This window comes from Lysobacter oryzae DSM 21044 (genome assembly GCF_059568595.1).
In genome coordinates this window covers 58,502-77,370 of sequence record NZ_JCANTQ010000011.1, presented here as the reverse complement: position 1 = coordinate 77,370, position 18,869 = coordinate 58,502, and the positions used below count along the sequence as shown (strand labels likewise).

Annotated in this window: 17 protein-coding genes and 1 pseudogene; 8 read left to right on the top strand and 10 right to left on the bottom strand. The window is 66.5% G+C overall.

Features of this window, described 5'->3' with window-relative positions:
• Positions 1–4 precede the first annotated feature (4 nt).
• Positions 5–1,375 carry an adenylosuccinate lyase gene (gene purB, locus BP05_RS08665; RefSeq protein ID WP_496362492.1) on the bottom strand — a complete coding sequence of 457 codons (1,371 nt, stop codon included), beginning with the start codon at positions 1,373–1,375 and terminating at the stop codon, positions 5–7.
• Positions 1,376–1,542: 167 nt separating this feature from the next.
• Here purB and BP05_RS08660 point away from each other — a divergent pair, with 167 nt between their 5' ends.
• Positions 1,543–2,955: a class II fumarate hydratase gene (locus BP05_RS08660; protein WP_496362490.1), complete on the top strand. Its 1,413-nt coding sequence runs from the start codon at positions 1,543–1,545 to the stop codon at positions 2,953–2,955.
• 81 nt (positions 2,956–3,036) lie between these two features.
• Here BP05_RS08660 and BP05_RS08655 read toward each other — a convergent pair whose 3' ends face one another.
• The 6 genes from BP05_RS08655 to BP05_RS08630 are packed head-to-tail and all read right to left on the bottom strand — an operon-like array spanning position 3,037 to position 7,192.
• Positions 3,037–3,861, bottom strand: coding sequence for a YggN family protein (locus BP05_RS08655; protein WP_496362488.1), 825 nt, complete (start codon positions 3,859–3,861; stop codon positions 3,037–3,039).
• A gap of 25 nt (positions 3,862–3,886) precedes the next feature.
• On the bottom strand, positions 3,887–4,531 hold the full coding sequence (locus tag BP05_RS08650) for a hypothetical protein (RefSeq protein ID WP_496362486.1): 645 nt from the start codon (positions 4,529–4,531) through the stop codon (positions 3,887–3,889).
• 28 nt (positions 4,532–4,559) lie between these two features.
• On the bottom strand, positions 4,560–5,603 hold the full coding sequence (locus tag BP05_RS08645) for an ABC-2 transporter permease (protein WP_496362484.1): 1,044 nt from the start codon (positions 5,601–5,603) through the stop codon (positions 4,560–4,562).
• Positions 5,600–6,481, bottom strand: a complete 882-nt coding sequence (locus tag BP05_RS08640; RefSeq protein ID WP_496362482.1) for an ABC transporter ATP-binding protein — start codon at positions 6,479–6,481, stop codon at positions 5,600–5,602. Before BP05_RS08640 ends, BP05_RS08645 begins: the two co-directional genes overlap by 4 nt.
• Positions 6,478–6,849, bottom strand: coding sequence for a GntR family transcriptional regulator (locus tag BP05_RS08635; protein ID WP_496362480.1), 372 nt, complete (start codon positions 6,847–6,849; stop codon positions 6,478–6,480). Before BP05_RS08635 ends, BP05_RS08640 begins: the two co-directional genes overlap by 4 nt.
• A gap of 1 nt (position 6,850) precedes the next feature.
• A complete protein-coding gene (locus BP05_RS08630; protein WP_496362478.1) occupies positions 6,851–7,192 on the bottom strand; it encodes a hypothetical protein in 342 nt (113 codons plus the stop codon).
• A gap of 453 nt (positions 7,193–7,645) precedes the next feature.
• Here BP05_RS08630 and bamJ point away from each other — a divergent pair, with 453 nt between their 5' ends.
• From bamJ to BP05_RS08600, 6 genes are all read left to right on the top strand, one after another.
• A complete protein-coding gene (gene bamJ / locus BP05_RS08625; RefSeq protein WP_496362476.1) occupies positions 7,646–8,590 on the top strand; it encodes a BamJ family beta-barrel-assembly machinery protein in 945 nt (314 codons plus the stop codon).
• Positions 8,591–8,684: 94 nt separating this feature from the next.
• Complete coding sequence (locus tag BP05_RS08620) at positions 8,685–9,467, top strand: FKBP-type peptidyl-prolyl cis-trans isomerase N-terminal domain-containing protein (protein ID WP_496362474.1); 783 nt, start codon at positions 8,685–8,687, stop codon at positions 9,465–9,467.
• A 128-nt stretch (positions 9,468–9,595) separates the two neighbouring features.
• On the top strand, positions 9,596–10,936 hold the full coding sequence (locus BP05_RS08615; RefSeq protein ID WP_496362472.1) for a UDP-glucose dehydrogenase family protein: 1,341 nt from the start codon (positions 9,596–9,598) through the stop codon (positions 10,934–10,936).
• Between the two features lie 13 nt (positions 10,937–10,949).
• Positions 10,950–11,183 carry a SlyX family protein gene (locus tag BP05_RS08610; RefSeq protein WP_496362470.1) on the top strand — a complete coding sequence of 78 codons (234 nt, stop codon included), beginning with the start codon at positions 10,950–10,952 and terminating at the stop codon, positions 11,181–11,183.
• Positions 11,184–11,208: 25 nt separating this feature from the next.
• Entirely contained in the window at positions 11,209–11,841 is a 633-nt protein-coding gene (locus tag BP05_RS08605; protein WP_496362468.1) for a DUF2058 domain-containing protein, read from the top strand.
• Between the two features lie 342 nt (positions 11,842–12,183).
• Positions 12,184–12,498 carry a hypothetical protein gene (locus tag BP05_RS08600; RefSeq protein ID WP_496362466.1) on the top strand — a complete coding sequence of 105 codons (315 nt, stop codon included), beginning with the start codon at positions 12,184–12,186 and terminating at the stop codon, positions 12,496–12,498.
• 197 nt (positions 12,499–12,695) lie between these two features.
• On the opposite strand, the gene metH is transcribed toward BP05_RS08600, so the two are convergent.
• The 3 genes and pseudogenes from metH to BP05_RS08585 form a co-directional block, all read right to left on the bottom strand.
• Positions 12,696–15,386, bottom strand: a complete 2,691-nt coding sequence (metH, locus tag BP05_RS08595; RefSeq protein ID WP_496362464.1) for a methionine synthase — start codon at positions 15,384–15,386, stop codon at positions 12,696–12,698.
• On the bottom strand, positions 15,386–16,483 hold the full coding sequence (locus tag BP05_RS08590) for a homocysteine S-methyltransferase family protein (protein ID WP_496362462.1): 1,098 nt from the start codon (positions 16,481–16,483) through the stop codon (positions 15,386–15,388). The genes metH and BP05_RS08590 overlap by 1 nt, the downstream gene beginning before the upstream one ends.
• Positions 16,484–16,526: 43 nt before the next feature.
• A pseudogene (locus tag BP05_RS08585) lies at positions 16,527–17,453 on the bottom strand (ArsR/SmtB family transcription factor); the annotation flags it as partial.
• 155 nt (positions 17,454–17,608) lie between these two features.
• Here BP05_RS08585 and BP05_RS08580 point away from each other — a divergent pair.
• A complete protein-coding gene (locus tag BP05_RS08580; protein WP_496362460.1) occupies positions 17,609–18,769 on the top strand; it encodes an acyl-CoA dehydrogenase family protein in 1,161 nt (386 codons plus the stop codon).
• Positions 18,770–18,869: the final 100 nt, after the last annotated feature.

Below are 18,869 nucleotides of genomic sequence, written 5' to 3'. Positions count from 1 at the left end.
AGTGTCAGATCTCGCCGGCGAGGCGTTCGGCCAGGCCGGTGTAGGTGGCGGGGGTCATTGCCATCAGCTGCTGCTTCGCATCGGCCGGCAGGTCCAGCGAGCCGATGAACTCGCGCATCGAGGCCTCGGTGATGCCCTGTCCACGGGTCAACGCCTTCAGTTGCTCGTACGGATTGGGCAGCCCATGGCGGCGCATCACCGTCTGCACGGCTTCGGCGAGCACTTCCCACGCGGCGTCGAGGTCCGCAGCCAGGCGCTCCGGATTGACGCTGAGCTTGTCGAGGCCGCGTTGCAGCGATTCGAAGCCGATGAGCATGTGGCCGAAGGCCGTACCCAGGGCACGCAGCACGGTGGAGTCGGTGAGGTCGCGCTGCCAGCGGCTGATCGGCAGCTTGGCGGCGAAATGCTCGAACAGCGCGCTGGCGATGCCGAAGTTGCCTTCCGCGTTCTCGAAGTCGATCGGGTTGACCTTGTGCGGCATGGTCGAACTGCCCACTTCGCCGGCCTTCACCGCCTGCTTGAAGTAGCCCTGAGAGATGTAGCCCCAGATGTCGCGGCACAGGTCGATCGCGATCGTGTCGATGCGCTTGGCGACATCGCACAGCTCGGCGACGCCGTCGTGCGGCTCGATCTGGGTGGTGTAGGGCTGCCAGGTCAGGTCGAGGGATTCGACGAAGCGGCGCGAGAACATGGTCCAGTCGACATCGGGATACGCGGCGACGTGAGCGTTGTAGTTGCCGACCGCGCCGTTGATCTTGCCCGGCATTGGCAGGCCGGCGAGCACTTCGCCCTGGCGCTGCAGGCGGGCGACGACATTGGCGAGTTCCTTGCCGACGGTGGTCGGCGAGGCGGTCTGGCCGTGGGTGCGCGACAGCATGGGCACCGCGGCGTGCTCCCGCGCCATCGCGCGCAGCTTCTCGATCAGCACGTCGAGTTTCGGCAGCAGCACGTCCTGGCGGGCCTCGTTGAGCATCAGCGCATAGCTGAGGTTGTTGATGTCCTCGCTGGTGCAGGCGAAGTGCACGAATTCCAGCGCCGGGCCGAGCTCGGCGTCGTCCTTCAGCTTTTCCTTGATCAGGTACTCGACCGCCTTGACGTCGTGGTTGGTGGTGCGCTCGATTTCCTTCACGCGGGCGGCATCCGCGACGGAGAGGTTGTCGGCCAGGGCGCGCAGGCGGGCGACGGCGGCCTCGGAGAACGGCTCGAGTTCGACGATGCCCGGCTCGTGCGCCAGGGCCAGCAGCCACTCCACCTCGACCTTCACGCGCGCCTTGACCAGGCCGAACTCGGAGAAGATCGGGCGCAGGGCGTCGACCTTGCCGGCGTAGCGGCCATCGAGCGGGGAGAGGGCGAGGAGTTGGGTTTCGACGGACATGGCGGCGCGGGCAGCGAAGGCAAACCGCAATTCTACAGGCATGGCCGGAGTCGGCCGGCAGCCCGCGGGGCGAGTATCCGGCGCTTCGCGCCCGACGAGGCGATCGCTGTTCCAGCCGTGCCGTGGCGCGGCGTAAGCTGCGGGCAGCCCGGAACAAGGAGAGCACGATGGCGAAGAAGGCCGCAGGTTTCCGCGTCGAGCACGACAGCATGGGGGAACTGCGCGTCCCCGCCGAGGCCTTGTGGGGCGCCCAGACCCAGCGCGCACTGCAGAACTTCCCGGTGTCCGGGGCGCCGATGCCGCGCGAATTCATTCGTGCACTGGGATTGATCAAGGCCGCGGCGGCGGAGGCCAACGGCGGATTCGGCCTGCTCGGCAAGGGCGCGGCCGCGGCCATACGAACCGCAGCCCTCGAGGTGGCGGAAGGCCGCTACGACGCGCAATTCCCGATCGACGTGTTCCAGACCGGCTCGGGCACGTCGAGCAACATGAATGCCAACGAGGTCATTGCCGCGTTGGCGACGCGAAACGGTCGCGGCAAGGTACATCCCAACGACCACGTCAACCTGGGACAGAGTTCGAACGACGTGATCCCCACGGCGATCCGGGTCTCCGCGCAACTGGCGACCGCCGAACAACTCCTGCCCGCGCTCAAGCACCTGCGCAAGACCATCGAGCGCCGCGCGAAGTCGCTGGGCAAGGTGACCAAGACCGGCCGCACGCACCTGATGGATGCGATGCCGCTGACCTTCGCGCAGGAATTCGGCGCCTGGGCCGCGCAGCTGGCGTCGGCGCAGGGCCGGATCGAGGATGCGCTCAAACGCCTGCGGCGGCTGCCGATCGGCGGCACCGCGATCGGCACCGGCATCAACGCCGATCCGCGCTTCGGCCGGGCGATGGCGCGCGCCCTGTCCGCGCTGAGCGGAACGCGCTTCGAATCGGCGACCGACAAGTTCGAGGGCCTGGCTGCGCAGGACGATGCGGTCGAATTGTCCGGCCAGCTCAATGCCCTGGCGGTGGCGCTGATGAAGATCGCCAACGACCTGCGCTGGATGAATTCCGGTCCATTGGCGGGATTGGGCGAAATCGAACTGCCGGCGCTGCAGCCGGGCAGCTCGATCATGCCCGGCAAGGTCAACCCGGTGATTCCCGAATCGATGGCGATGGTGTGCGCGCAGGTGATGGGTCACCACACCGCGATCACGATCGCCGGACAAAGCGGCAACTTCCAGCTCAACGTGATGCTGCCGCTGATCGCCTACGACCTGCTGGACTCGATCCGGCTGTTGTCAGCCTCGATGCAGCTGCTCGCCGACTCGGCCATCGCCGGCCTGCGGGTGCGCGAGGAGCGCGTTCGCGAGGCGCTGGACCGCAATCCAATCCTGGTGACGGCCCTCAATCCGCTCATCGGCTACGAGAAGGCCGCGGCGATCGCCAAGCAGGCGTACAAGGAAGGCCGTCCGGTCCTGGACGTGGCGATGGAGCTGAGCGGTCTGCCCGCCGGCGAACTGCGCAGGCTGCTCGACGCCCGGACGCTGACAAAGGGCGGAATTCATGGGAAAGGATCGGGCGGCGGCTAGCCGCGAAAGAGACGGGGTTGGACCCGCCGACACCGGCATGCGGTGGGTCCAACCCGCCTTGCAACCTCGTTGATGGCCCGCTCAGCGGGTCTTTTCGGCCTGGGTCTCTGCTTCTTTCGGGGCGGTAGTGGCGTCGCCGGCGACCTGCTTGGTTTCGTTGCGAACCGATTCGCGGATCGCCGAGCGGATCTCGCTGCGGATCTCCGAGCGCAGCTGCGCATGGTGCGAGGCACTCTCGTCCTTGCTGTCCTTCATGCACTCGTCGATGTCGTCCTGGGTCATCCGGGCGTAGGGCTTGAACTCCGGCAAGGCGGCGGCGAGCTTCTGCTGCGAGGCCATCATGGCCGGCAGGCGGCCGCACAACTTGGCCGCCGACATCTTGATGTTGGAGGCTTCGGCCTCGACGGTCTTCTCGATGTCCTGCTCGGACTTGCCCGAGAAGATGCCCTTGAAGGCCTCGCCCATGGCCTTGGCGGCGAGGTCGGCGCCCTGGACGCCGATCTCCATGCCGCTCTCGGCAATGCCGATGATGTGGGCGCGGTATTCCAGCAGGAGTGCGCGCTGGTCGGCGTTGATCGCCACGGCCTTGCCGTCGATCAGCAGGTCGCCCTTCGGCGTGATCTCGGCCTTCGGACGAGCATCCTTGCCATCATCGTGGCTGAAAACACTGACGCCGCCGCCCTTGCCCGCGTTGACGCGCACGCCGTCGTTGAGACTGATGTTTTCGGTGGCGAGCTTCTTGCGGGCTTCCTGGATTTCCTTGTTCACCAGGCGGCCGAGGGCGCTGTCGGGCTCCTGGGGGGAGGCTGCCGGCTTGGACGCGGTCGACGTCGAAGGCGCATTGCCGTGGCATGCGGCCAGCGACAGAAACAGTGCGGTGCAGGCGAAAGCGTGGATCCTGTTCATTGCCATCTTCCTCGGTATTGGTGGCTCAGCGCGCCGCCAGGTCTTTGCGGATGTCGCGTTCGCAATTCTCGACGTCGTCTGCATCGAGCGTGGCGTAGGGCCGGAACTCGGGCACGCTCGCGGCCAATGCCTGCTGCGAATCCCGCAGTTGCGGCAGGCGGTGGCAGATCTGCAGCACCAGCGGCTGGATTTCCCGCTGCACCGTCGCCTCCACCCGGCGCTCGAGGCTGCCGGTGAGCCCGCCGACGATCAGGCGGAATACCGATACGTCGGCGGCCTCGATCGCAAGCAGCGCCGCGTGTTCGCCGGCATCGATCCCGGTCCTGGCGATGTCGATCACCTGCGCGCGGTAGCCCAGCAGTTGCCGGCGTTGGCCGGCGTCGATCGCGACCGCCTTGCCGTCGATCAACAGGTCGCCGCGCGGGGTGATTTCGCCTTTCGGCAGGGAACGACGCTTCGTGGCTTCTTCCTTGTCGTCCTTGCCGAAATGCAGGCCGTCGCCGAGGGTCAGGTTTTCGCTCTCCAGCCTGGCGCGCTCCTGCGCCATTTCGGTGCGCAGTTCCTGCCGCGCCTCGTCGAGATCCTTCGCGACTTCGGTGCGTACCGTTCCGGCCTGCGCGACCAGGGGCGACAGGGCAATGAACAGTGCAGCGATATGCATGCGTTTCATGGTCATCCTCGAATGGTGGGGCGGGGCATCAGCCTTCGTCGCGCCAGCGACGCAGGCGGATGGCGCCGACGATCATCACCAGGCCCACGATCGCGCCGATCCACAGTTCGGGCATCGCCAGGCTCTGCATCGCGGTGGCCGCGGAGATCTGGTGCAGCGTCCCGTCGAGGTCGCTCGCTGTCTTGCCGAAATTCTCGTGGTAGAGCATGTCCGAGCCCGGGAAGGTGCCCAGCAGCAGGCGGCCGACGATGTTCGCCCAGTACCAGGATGAGTCCAGGTTGAACAGCTTGGTCAGGTCGAACCAGCTGACGAAGATGCCGGAGAACACGGGGATCATGATCGCCCACAGGAAGGGCTTGCTACGCGCCCAGGCCGAGCAGAGCAGCAGCCAGCCCACGGTCGGCAATGCCCACAGTGCATACACGGGCAGTCCGATCAGGAACGCGGCCACCACCGAGAGCGGGTTGCCCGGACCCCACAGCAGGGTGATCGGGTTGCCGCCGTGCAGCAGCACGACCACGCTCAGGATCAGCATGAAGCCGATCATCGTCACCAGCGACGCGCCCAGCGCCAGGATCGGAGCGACCAGCAGGGCGCTGATGCCCTTGGAGGCCACGGTATCGCGGTCGGAAATCGGCAGCGACTTCCAGAACAGGACGCTGCGGTCCTTGCGATCGTCGTACAGCGCGCCGAGGCAGTAGAAGAACACCACGAAGCCGAGCACGATGAAGGGCCAGGACGACGCGACGAAGAGGCTCAGGTCGATTCCCTTGCCGAGGTTCGCCATTTCCGCGGGACCGAGGCGGCCGGTGAGGGCGCCCAGGTCCAGGCCGTTGATGATGACCTCGCCGTCGATCTGGAGCTTGCCGTCGGCCATGGCGCGCCGCGCGGCGATCTCACCGAAGATGATGCCGAGCACCGTCAGCAGCAGGGAAATGCCGCCGGCCACGAGGGGCGCCCAGAAGAATCCGCCCTTGTGCTCCCAGAACTCGCGCTTGAGCAGCAGCTTCAGCTTGTGCGTGGGATGCGGTGCGGCCACGACGTGGCTGCGGGTTTCTGCAATGGCATTCATGCGTAGGTCCCCTTCATGGTGGCGACGAACAGGTCGGCCAGGCCCGGGATCCGGGTCTCGCCGAGCGGCACGAGCCGCTCCTGGTCGATGCCGTCGAACAACATCACGGTCTTGCCGAACGGGAGCGCGCGCTCGTCGATGGGCTTGAGGCCGCGGGCCTCATCGGCCCGGTCCGCGCTGACCAGCACTTCCACGTAGCGCTCGCCGATCGCTTCCATCGGCGCGTCGAGCACGATCTTGCCGTCGCGGATGAACATGACGTCGGTGAGGATGTGCTCGATCTCCTCCACCTGGTGGGTGGTGACGATGATCGTCTTCTCCTCGTCGAAGTAGTCCTCCAGCAGGCGCTGGTAGAACTGCTTGCGGTAGAGGATGTCCAGGCCGAGCGTGGGCTCGTCGAGCACCAGCAGCTTGGCGTCGATGGCCATGACCAGGGCGAGGTGCAGTTGCACGATCATGCCCTTGGACAGTTCGCGCACGCGCAGCTCCGGCTTGAGCTGGGTGTGGGCGAGGAAGCGCTCGCACTTGGCGCGATCGAAGCGCGGGTGCACGCCGGCGACGAACTCGATCGCTTCCTTCACCTTGATCCAGCGCGGCAGCACGGCCACGTCGGCGATGAAGCAGACATCGCGCATCAGGTCGTCGCGCTGGGTGCGGGGGTCGCGGCCGAGGACGGAGAGTTCGCCCTCGAACGGGATCAGGCCGAGCATCGCCTTGAGCGCGGTGGTCTTGCCGGCGCCGTTGGGACCGATCAGGCCGATGATGCGGCCGGTCGGGATCTCGAAATTGGTGCCGTCGAGCGCGAGCTTGTTCTTGTAATGCTTGCGCAGGCCGCGCGCGGTGACGACCGGACGGCTGTCGGAGGCGAGGGCGTTCATTGCACACCGCCCTTGCCGTCGGCGGCGAGCAGTTCCTCGATCTTCAGGCCCAGGCGCTTGATGCGTTCGACAACCTGCGGCCACTCCTCGCGCAGGAACCGATCGCGCTCGTTGAACAGCAACTTCCTTGCGGCTTCTTCTGTGACGTACATGCCCAGACCCCTGCGTTTTTCGACGAGTGCCTCGTCCGCCAGTTCCTGGTAGGCGCGCGAGACGGTGATTGGATTGAGCTGATACTCGGCTGCGACCTGCCGTACGGAGGGCAGGGCGTCGCCGGGCTTGAGCAGGCCATCGAGCATCATCGCGATGACGCGCTCCTTCAGCTGGCGATAGATGGGAGCGCTGTCGCTCCATTGGATTGCGGTCATATCAGCCCCGCGGCAGGAAGGAGAAATACGGCATGACGATGGTCTGCCGGCGGTGGCGCAGGCCCTTGCGGGGCGCGCGCTGCGTGGTTTGGGCATCAATGTCCCGGTCCGCCTCAAGCGCCAGCGCGGATGCGGCAGCGATTTCGGCGGACAGGGCGACGGCCTTGGCGAGCGAGTCGATGTTCTCGACGCGCTGGCCGGCCGCGGCCGGGAGGGGGAGGTCTTGCGACGCGAAGCCCTGCACGGGCGTCGTGTCGGCGGGCACCGCGACCATCAGGGCGATGGCCAGGGCAGCGCCGGAAGCCGTGAAGGCGGAGAGCGAGTTGCGGAGCTTGCGGTTCATGGCGAACGTCCTGCTCGTTGGTAGACCGGTGTTGTATGCAACTATAACACCTAAACACAGGCCGTCAACAACCCAGGCCCCCAACTAACGGCATACCGGCGCAATCGCAGGCCGCCACGGAGGAAACGCTTTCGTTTCAATGGGGTATCTATTTCAGCGCACGCCGATAAACGGACGGGCGGTGCGCGCGAGGGGGAATCGGGCGCTTGGGCATGGCCGGGAATGCGCAAAAAAGAGAGGAAGCGGCTTCCGAGGGCGCCCGGGACGAAGCGGTCGCTCTCGTAAGGGCCCTTGCCTGCGTCCGCCCTGCAGATGCAATCGGACCTCGGATCGGCTCTTGTTGACGCTGACGCGTTCTGACGGCGGCCCAACCCCCGCATTGCCCATGCTGCAAGGGCCCGCGACAATAGCCGCTTCGCGCCGCGATCGCGGTGCGTTCCACCAGGAGCCTTCATGAAGCCCTTTCTGCGCGGCATCGTCGCGCTGTTGACCACTGCGGCCGTGCTGTCCGGCACTGCTGCACTAGCCCAGGAAAAAAGAGTGCTGACGACCGATCGCGAAAAAGCCAGCTACATGGTCGGTTCCGACATCGGTCATTCGATCGCGCCGGTGGGCCCGGATCTCGACATGGCTGCGTTCGAGAAGGCCATCCGCAATGCGTTCGCCGGCGGAAAGCCGTTGCTGTCGCCGGAGGAGGCCAAGGCCACCGGCCAGGCGCTGATGGCGCGCATCGCCGCGCGCAATGGCCAGCCCGCCGCCGGCGGCGCCGCGCCGGGAGTGGCGAAGGACAAGGTAGGCCTGCTCGTGGGCAGCGACGTGGGCCGCTCCCTGGCGCAGATCCAGGACGAGATCGACATGCCGGTGTTCCTGCAGTCCGTGCGCACGACCATCGCCAAGGGCGACTCGCTGCTCAGCGACGAAGAGCTCAATGCGGTCCGCCAGGCGTTCTCGCAGAAGGTCCAGGGCAAGCTGCAGGCCAAGGCCGCCGCCGCCGCCGACAAGAACAAGGCCGAAGGCGATGCGTTCCTGGCCAAGAACAAGTCAACCAAGGGCGTCTTCACCACCGCGTCCGGCCTGCAGTACATGGTGCTGCGCCAGGGTGCTGGCCAGCGTCCGCGCGCCACTGACCGTGTCCGCGTCAACTACCACGGCACGCTGCTCAACGGAACCGTGTTCGACAGTTCCTACGACCGCGGCGGGCAGCCGGTCGAGTTCGGATTGAACCAGGTGATCGCGGGCTGGACCGAGGGCCTGACGCTGATGCCCGTGGGCGCCAAGTACCGCTTCTGGATTCCCGGCGATCTCGCCTATGGCAACAAGGGAACGCCGGACGGCAGCATCGGCCCGAACTCCACGCTGGTTTTCGATGTCGAATTGCTGGCGATCCTGCCCCAGTAACCCCCACACAACGAGTAGTCACGCGCTGACGTGATGTTCAGCCGGGCGCATGCACCGTGCCCGGCCTCGCCCTTCGATCTACCAGGAGTTCCTGATGACCCGTTTCCCGCGCCATGTTTCCGTGGCTTTCACCGCCGCCGCACTTGCCCTGACCATCGCCGCCTGCAATCCGTCCGCAGACAAGGCCAAGACCGATGCGAAGACGGAGGAATCCTCGAAGGATTCCGGCCCGCAGATCGCCGGCCTGCCGACCAAGAAGGACAAGGTCAGCTACATGATCGGCATGCAGATGGGCAAGTCGCTCGAGCAGGTGAAGGATGAAGTCGACGTCGACGTCATCGCCAAGGCGATCAAGTCCTCCGTCGCCGGCGAGAAGATGCTGATGGACGACAAGCAGGCCCAGCAGATCGCGGAAGCCTTCGGCCAGGAAATGCAGGCCAAGCAGATCGCCAAGATGATGGCCGAGGCGAAGAAGAACAAGGAAGAAGGCGCGAAGTTCCTCGCCGAGAATGCCAAGAAGCCAGGCGTCAAGACGACCCCGTCGGGCCTGCAGTACCAGGTCATGACCGAAGGCACCGGCCCGAAGCCGAAGGACAGCGAAGTGGTGAAGGTGCACTACAAGGGCACCCTGCTCGACGGCAAGACCTTCGACAGCTCCTACGATCGCGGCACGCCGGCGACCTTCCCGCTCGCCGCGGTGATCCCGGGCTGGCGCGAAGGTCTGGCGCTGATGCCGGTGGGCAGCAAGTACAAGCTGTGGATCCCGGCTTCGATCGGATACGGCGAAGCGGGCACCCAGGGCGGCCCGATCGGCCCGAACGCCACGCTGGTGTTCGAAGTCGAGCTGCTTGAAATCGTCAAGCCCGACGCCAAGTAAGCGGGTCATCAAAGGCAGCGGCTTCACCCGTAGTGAAACCATTGCTGCGTAAGGTCGCGGGCTGCGATTGCAGCCCGCGATGCGGCGTCCGCCGCGAACGCCGTCCGGCAAGGTAAGGAAACAACTCCATGCGCGTCACCATCTTCGGCACCGGCTATGTCGGCCTCGTCACCGGAACCTGCCTGGCCGAAGTCGGCCACGACGTGGTCTGCGTCGACATCGATGCGGCCAAGGTGGACGGCCTCAACAACGGCGTCATTCCGATCTACGAGCCCGGCCTGGAACCGATGGTCAAGGCCAACCACGCCGCCGGCCGCCTGAATTTCACCACCGACGCTGCGACCGCGATCCAGCACGGCAATACGATCTTCATCGCCGTGGGCACGCCCCCGGACGAGGACGGCAGCGCCGACCTCAAGTACGTACTCGCCGTGGCGCGGACCATCGGCCAGAACCTGTCGCGACCGGCCGTGATCGTCGACAAGTCCACGGTGCCGGTCGGCACCGCCGACAAGGTCCGCGCGGTGATCGCCGCGGAACTCGCCGAGCGCGGCGCGCAGATCGAATTCGACGTCGCCTCCAACCCCGAATTCCTCAAGGAAGGCGATGCGGTCAAGGACTGCATGCGCCCGGACCGCATCGTGATCGGCGCCAGCAACCCGGCGTCGATCGAGCAGCTCAAGCGCCTGTACGCGCCGTTCAACCGCAACCACGAGCGCATCGTCGCCATGGACGTGCGTTCGGCCGAACTGACCAAGTACGCCGCGAACGCCATGCTGGCGACGAAGATCAGTTTCATGAACGAGATGGCGAACATCGCCGAACGCGTCGGCGCGGACATCGAGCACGTGCGCCACGGCATCGGCTCTGACCCGCGCATCGGCTACAGCTTCATCTACCCGGGGGCCGGCTACGGCGGGTCCTGCTTTCCCAAGGACGTGCAGGCGCTCGAGCGCACCGCGAGGCAGTACGGTTACGAGGCGCAGATCCTGGGCGCGGTGGAAGCGGTCAACGCACGCCAGAAGCACCGCCTGTTCGAACTGATGAGCGAGCATTACGGCGGCAACCTGGCCGGCAAGACGGTCGCCGTGTGGGGCCTGGCGTTCAAGCCCAACACCGATGACATGCGCGAGGCGTCCAGCCGCACGCTGCTGGCACGCCTGTGGGAAGCGGGAGCGAAGGTCCGCGCCTACGACCCCGAAGCGCGCCACGAGGCCGAACGCATCTTCGGCCAGCGCGACGACCTGCTCCTGTGCGATTCCGCGCGCCAGGCGCTGGAAGGGGCCGATGCCCTGGCGGTCGTCACCGAGTGGAAGCAGTTCCGCAGTCCCGACTTCGGTCGCCTCGAAGCGGCGCTGACCGACAAGGTGGTCTTCGACGGACGCAATCTTTACGAGCCGCATGAAGTCGAGCAGGCAGGGCTGGCCTATTACGGCATCGGCCGCGGCCGTTCCATCAAGGGCCAGTGAGCCGATCGCCGCGATGACTCCCGAGGAACTCCAGCACCGCCTGGCCGATCTGGAAACGCGTATCGCCTTCCAGGAACAGGCCCTGCTCGAGCTCAGCGACGCGCTCGCCGCGGCGCGCGACGACGAGGCGCGGACCGCGCTCCTGCTTCATCGCGCGCTCGAAGAGCTCAAGACGATACGCAGTACGCTTTCTTCGGCCCCGGTTACCGGCGATGCTTCGCAGGAACCGCCGCCTCCGCATTACTGAACCCCGCACGCAGCCGTATTCCGCAATGAGCGACAGCCTCCGCGATCAGCTGCTTGGCCTCGGCTTCAAGCCGGCAGCCAAGCCCGAACGTCCCCAGCGAGACAAGCCGGCACCCGGGCAGGGCAGGCCGCCGCAGGGCAAGCCGGATGCGCGCCGTGGCGGGGCGGCATCCCGCAATCCGCAACAGCGGCCAGGGCAGCGGCCCGGACCGAAACCGGCGTCGCGCGGGCGCGAAGAAATGGATCTGGCCAAGGCGTACGCCCTGCGTGCGCAGCGCGAGAAGGACGAACGCATCGCGGCCGAGGCCGCCAAGCAGGAAGAAGCGCGCAAGCGCCGCGAAGCGCGCGCGAAGCTGACCGAACTGGTGAAGGACAAGGCGCTCAACGTCGCCGACGCGGACATCGCCCGCCACTTCCCGTACGGCGGCAAGATCAAGCGCATCTATGTCACCGCCGACCAGCTCAAGGCGCTCAATGCCGGCGGGTTGGGGGTGTTGCAGCTCGACGGGCGCTATCTGCTCGTGCCGGCCGACCTGGTCGCGCAGGCGGAGAAAATCTTTCCGCCGGCTGTCGCACTCAAGGTGGACCCGGATGCACCCGCGGGCGACGATCCGTACGCCGACCCGATGTACCAGGTGCCCGACGACCTCGTCTGGTAGGCATGCGGGGTCAGGGCGCCAGCGCCTTGATCGCCGCCGCAGCCTGGAAACGCCCAGGTCGCGGATCAGCCGATGCGAAGCGTGGGGCAGGGGCGACGCATCGATATCATGCGGGGCCACGTTCTTTCCATGCACGCCGGGCAGGAATTCGATGCCTGCGGCGGCATAGCAGTGCTGGACCATTGCCGAGCAATACAGCGCACCTTCCTGGGCCAGCAGGTTGCCGCGACCACGCAGGCGCGTGCTGTGCATCGCCAGCAGCGTGCCCGCCAGTTCCCGCAGCGAATAGCTCGACAACCCTGACAGCAGGTCGAGCGCCGCGACCTGCACCTTGCGCGCCTGGTGCTCGTCGAGGTGGAAGTCGAGGATGGCAAGGTTCGGGAACGCCTCGGCATCGTGGTAGCGCGACGCGCGGTTCTCCTGCACGCCCAGGCGTACCTGGCGATAGCGCACGTCGAGGTCGGATTCGATCACCCACCAGTGGCCGTCGCTGCGGCGTTCGCTGAAGACGAACGCATGCGACCACAGGCTGCGATGCCCATCCGGAGTGAGCGGAGCCTGCGCCTTGCGGATCAGCTTGTTGACCAGGTCGCGTCCGCCGCACAGGCCGATGCGGCCTGGCGCGGCGTGCTGCTCGATGAAGGCGGCGTTGGATAGTCCGGTCATGCGGGTTGTTTCGAGCTGCGCGCGGGAAGGCGGTACTACTCCGGATCGTAATCCAGGTTAGATGCGAGCCAGCGTGCGGTCTGCGCCAGCGTTGCGCCTTGCGCTTGGCATAATCCTCGACCGCGCCGCCCCAGCACATGCATGCGGCAACGCTTGCCGCGCCGCGGCGCGCGGGGTTCGTTCCCCCGCTACTCCGGGTCGTAATCCAGATTGGAAGCCAGCCAGCGCTCGGCTTGCGCCAGGCTGACGCCCTTGCGCTTGGCATAGTCTTCCACTTGTTCCTTCGACACCCGACCGACCACGAAGTACTGGCTTTGCGGATGGCTGAAGTAATAGCCGGACACGGCGGCGGCCGGGTACATGGCGAAGCTCTCGGTCAGCTGCACGCCGGCGTGGCGTTCGGCATCAAGCAGGCGGAACAGCGTTGCCTTCTCGCTGTGCTCGGGACAGGCCGGATAGCCGGGCGCCGGGCGGATGCCGCGGTACGCTTCGTCGATCAGGGCATCGTTGTCGAGCGCTTCGTGCGTCGCGTAACCCCAGAACTCGCGGCGCACGCGCTGGTGCAGGCGTTCGGCGAAAGCTTCGGCGAGCCGATCCGCCAGGGACTTGAGCAGGATCGCGTTGTAGTCGTCATGGTCCGCTTCGAAGCGGGCGACGTGTTCCTCGATGCCGATGCCGGCGGTGACGGCGAAGCCGCCGATCCAGTCCTGGCGTCCGGAAGCCTTCGGGGCGATGAAGTCCGCAAGGCAGAAGTCCGGACGGTCGACCGGCTTGTCGGCCTGCTGGCGCAGGAAGCAGAAGGTTTCGGCGCCGGCACCGGCTTCAACGGTGACGTCGTCGCCGACCGAGTTCGCCGGCCACAGCGCAAAGACCGCCCGTGCCCTCAGCCATTTCTCCGCGACGATCCGCTTGAGCATCGCCTGTGCATCGCGGTACAGCTCGCTGGCCTGCGCGCCGACGACCGCGTCGGTGAGGATGGCGGGGAATTTCCCGGCCAGTTCCCAGGTATTGAAGAATGGCGTCCAGTCGATGTATTCGACCAGTTCCGCCAACGGATAGTCGTCGAACACGTGAAGGCCCGGCTGCTTCGGCGCCGGCGGTGCGTAATCGCTCCAGCCGCCATCGAACTTCTGTCCGCGCGCCTTCTCCAGCGACACCAGGCGCTTGCCGTCGCCGCGATTCCTGTGGCGCTCGCGGATTTCCGCGTAGTCGGCGTCGTTGGCCGCGACGAACGGAGTGCGCAGGTCGGCGCTGATCAACGACTGCGCCACGCCCACGGCGCGCGAGGCATCCTTCACCCACACCGTCGGCGCCTTGTAGTGCGGGTCGATCTTCAGCGCGGTGTGCGCGCGCGAAGTGGTCGCGCCGCCGATCAGCAACGGCATCTGGAAGCCCTGGCGCTGCATCTCGCGCGCGACGTGGCTCATTTCCTCCAGCGATGGCGTGATCAGGCCGGACAGGCCGATCAGGTCGGCGTTCTCGGCCTTGGCGCGGTCGAGGATGGTCTGCGCCGGTACCATCACCCCGAGGTCGATCACCTCGAAGTTGTTGCAGGCCAGCACCACGCCGACGATGTTCTTGCCGATGTCGTGCACGTCGCCCTTGACCGTGGCCATCACGATCTTGCCGTTGGACTTGCCGACGTCGCCGGTGCGCAGCTTCTCGGCTTCGATGTAGGGCAGCAGGTAGGCCACCGCCTTCTTCATCACGCGCGCGGACTTCACCACCTGCGGCAGGAACATCTTGCCGGCGCCGAACAGGTCGCCAACCACGTTCATGCCGTCCATCAGCGGACCCTCGATCACGTCGAGCGGGCGCGTGGACTGTGCGCGTGCCTCTTCCGTATCGGCCTCGATGTACTGGTCGATTCCGTGCACCAGCGAGTGCGACAGGCGGTCGCGCACCGGTTTCTCGCGCCAGGCGAGGTCTTCGGCCTTCCTTTCGCCCTTCTTTCCCTTGAAGCGGTCGGCTATCTCCAGCAGGCGTTCGGTTGCGTCGGCGCGACGGTTCAGCACCACGTCCTCGACGCGCTCGCGCAGCTGCGGATCCAGGTCGTCGTACAGGGGCAGTGCGCCGGCATTGACGATGCCCATGTCCATGCCCGCCCTGATCGCGTGGTACAGGAAGACCACGTGGATGGCCTGGCGTACCGGCTCGTTGCCGCGGAAGGAGAACGAAACGTTCGAGACGCCGCCCGAGATGTGGCTGAAGGGATGGCGGCGCTTGAGCTCGCGGCAGGCCTCGATGAAGGCAACCGCGTAATCGTTGTGTTCTTCGATGCCGGTGGCGATCGCGAACACGTTGGGGTCGAAGATGATGTCTTCCGGCGGGAAGCCGATCTGTTCGGTCAGCAGCCGGTAGGCACGCGAACAGATCTCGACCTTGCGCTCGATGGTGTCGGCCTGGCCGGCCTCGTCGAAGGCCATGACCACGACCGCCGCGCCGTAGCGGCGCACGAGCCGGGCCTGGCGCAGGAATTCGGCCTCGCCTTCCTTCATCGAGATCGAGTTGACGATGCCCTTGCCTTGCAGGCACTTGAGCCCGGCCTCGATCACGCTCCACTTGGAGCTGTCGACCATCACCGGGATCCGGGCGATGTCGGGCTCGGCGGCGATCAGGTTGAGGTAGGTGACCATCGCCTGCTCGGAATCGAGCAGGCCTTCGTCCATGTTGACGTCGATGACCTGAGCGCCGTTCTCGACCTGCTGGCGGGCGACGACGACGGCCTCGTCATAGCGGCCCTCGAGGATGAGCTTCTTGAACTGCGCCGAGCCGGTGACGTTGGTTCGTTCTCCGACGTTGACAAAATTGCTCTGCGGCGTGATCTGCAGTGGCTCGAGACCGCTGAGCCGGGTCTGGCGGGGTAGTGCTTGCGACATCAGGCGGCGTCCACGAGTTGCGGGACCTGCCGTGGCGCGACATCGGACACGGCTTCGGCGATCGCGGCGATATGCGCCGGCGTCGTGCCGCAGCAACCGCCGACGAGGTTGAGCAGGCCGGCCTGGGCGAATTCGCGCAGGACCGCTGCCATGTCTTCGGGGGTCTCGTCGTACCCGCCGAACGCGTTGGGCAGGCCCGCGTTCGGATGCGTGCTGACGTACGCATCGGCCACCTGGGCCAGAACGTCCACGTGCGCGCGCAGGTCCTTGGCGCCCAGCGCGCAGTTCAGGCCGATCGAGAGCGGCTGCGCATGGCGTAGCGAATACCAGAAGGCCTCCGCGGTCTGCCCGGAGAGCGTGCGACCGGAGGCGTCGGTGATCGTGCCGGAGATCATCACCGGGAGGCGTGCGCCGCGCGCATCGAAGGCTTCCTCGACCGCGAACAGCGCCGCCTTGGCGTTGAGCGTGTCGAAGATGGTCTCGACCATGATCACGTCGGCGCCGCCGTCGATCAGCCCGTCGGTGGCCTGGCGGTAGGCCACGCGCAGCTCATCGAAGCTGATGGCGCGGAAGCCCGGGCGGTTCACGTCCGGGCTCAGCGAGGCGGTGCGGCTGGTCGGGCCGAGGACGCCGATCACGAAACGCGGCCGGGAAGGATCCTTCGCTTCGATCGCATCGCAGGCCTCGCGGGCCAGGCGCGCGCCGGTTTCGTTGAGCTCGCGGGCCAGGTGCTGCAACCCGTAGTCCTCGAGCGAGATCGTGGTCGAGTTGAACGTGTTGGTCTCGATCAGGTCGGCGCCCGCTTCGAGGTACTGCGTGTGGATCTCGCGGATGATTTCGGGGCGCGTCAGGCTCAGCAGGTCGTTGTTGCCGCGCTGGTCGCGGGCGCAGCCGCAGCCCTCGCCGTGGGCGTGTCCATCCGCCGCGTGCAGGCCGTCGTAGCCCTGCGCGAAACGGGTGCCGCGGTAGTCGGCTTCCTGCAACTGGTATTGCTGGATCATCGTGCCCATCGCGCCGTCGATCACCAGGATGCGCTGCCCGAGCAGGCGTTGCAGCGTTTCGACGCGCTCGGGATGGAGCCAGGGGAGAATTTGCATGTCAGTTCTTCTTCGTGGCCTTGCGTGCAGCGGTGTTGTCGGTGGGCTTGCGGGCCATCAGCGCAATGACCTCGAAATGCGGGGGGCGTCGTTCGCGGGTCACGGCTTCGCTGCTGATGATGTCGAGCCCGGCCTTGGCCACGAACTTCTGCAGCTCCTTCTCCGCGAAGCCGAGGTTGACGTGGCCGTAGGCCTCCACGACCTGGCGGTGCTCGTGCTTGGCGAGACTGGTCAGCAGCAGGCGGCCGCCCGGCCGCAGGACGCGCGCGGCCTCGCTGACGGCCTGGCCCGGGTGTTCCGAGTAGGTGAGCGCGTGCATCAGCACGACCAGGTCGAATTGCGCGGCGGCGAAGGGCAGGTTGTGCATGTCGCCCTCGCGGACTTCGACGTTCTCGAGCTTGCGCAGGCGTTCGGACGCGGCCAGCACCACCTTGGTGCTGGAGTCGAGGCAGACGTAGCGGTTGGCATGCGGCGCCAGCAGTTCGGCGAGCACGCCGTCGCCGGACGCGATGTCGAGCACGTCGCCCGGCTGCAGCAGGGGAACGGCGGAACGGGCCAATGCTTCCCAGGTGCGCCCCGGTGAGTAGTGGCGCTCCATGTCCCCGGCCACCGCATCGGCCCAGTTCTGTTCGCTGGCGCGCGCCGCGAGCACGCTGGCGACGCGGTCGCGGTCCTGGCGCAGGAGCGGATCGTCGCTGCCCTCGCGCAGGGTCTGCCAAAGGGCCAATTGCGCGGCGTCGAGGGCGGCTTCGTCGAAGCGGTAGTAGGCGGACACGCCCGAACGGCGGTCCTTCACGAGGCCCGCCTCCTTCAGCTTGGACAGGTGCGTGGACACGCGCGGCTGCGCGAGGCGCGTGATCGCGGACAGCTCAGCGACGGTGAGTTCCTCGCGCTCGAGCAGGGCCAACAGCCGCACGCGGGTGGCGTCGGCGAAAACTTTCAGACGTGAAGACCAGCCTTCGAGATCCATATGCCTGCTTTGGCCCTTTATCAACCTATCGCGATATAGCGATAAGTGTGGGCCGGCAGCCACGGCGGGTCAAGCAATGCTGGCCGCAAAGGTGGGGTTATTTCGCGCCGAAGGCTACAATTCGCGTCTTCGCCGAGTGACAAAAGGGTACCGACGTGGATTTCCGCTTCACCGAAGAGCAGTTGATGATCCAGGACGTGGCGCGCCGCATCGCGCAGGAGAAGATCGCGCCGAGCGCCGAGCACCACGACCAGACCGGCGAGTTCCCGCTGGAGAACATCCGCACCCTCGGTGAAAACGGCCTGATGGGCATCGAAGTGCCGGCCGAGTACGGCGGTGCGGGCATGGATCCGATCAGCTACGTGCTGGCCATGATCGAGATCGCCGCCGGCGACGCCGCGCACTCGACCATCGTGTCGGTGAACAACTCGCTGTTCTGCAACGGCATCCTCAAGTTCGGCACCGAGGCGCAGAAGCAGCTGTACGTCCGCGCCATCGCCGAGGGCCGCGAGATCGGCGCGTTCGCGCTGACCGAGCCGCAATCGGGTTCCGACGCCACCGCGATGCGCTGCAAGGCGGTCAAGCAGGCGGACGGCAGCTACATCGTGAACGGCAAGAAGAGCTGGATCACCTCCGGCCCGGTCGCCAGGTACATCGTCCTGTTCGCGATGACCGATCCGGACAAGGGCGCACGCGGCATCACCGCATTCATGATCGACACCGCCAAGCCGGGCTTCCATCGCGGCAAGACCGAGCCCAAGCTCGGCATCCGCGCCTCGGCGACCTGCGAGATCGAGTTTGCCGACTATGTCGTCCAGCCCGACGAGGTGCTGGGCCAGGAAGGCGAGGGCTTCAAGATCGCCATGGGAGTGCTCGATGCAGGCCGCATCGGCATCGCCTCGCAGGCCATCGGCATCGCCCGCGCCGCCTACGAGAAGACCATCGAATACGTGAAGGAGCGCAAGGCCTTCGGCGCGCCGATCGGCACCTTCCAGATGACCCAGGCCAAGATTGCCGACATGAGGTGCAAGCTGGACGCGGCCACGCTGCTGACGCTGCGCGCGGCCTGGCAGAAGGGCGAGTTCGAAAAGGGCGGCGCCCGCTTCAGCAACGAAGCCGCGATCGCCAAGCTGACGGCCTCGGAAGCCGCGATGTGGATCACCCACCAGGCCGTGCAGATCCACGGCGGCATGGGCTATTCCAAGGAAATGCCGCTGGAACGCTATTTCCGCGACGCCAAGATCACCGAAATCTACGAAGGCACCAGCGAGATCCAGCGCCTGGTCATCGCGCGCAACGAGACCGGATTGCGCTGAAGCAGTTTCCCCCAGGGCCCGCGGCGACACCGCGGGCCTGATTGCTTTGCCCCGCCACTTACGTATTTGCACTAACCCATCTTCAGGACGGATTCCCACG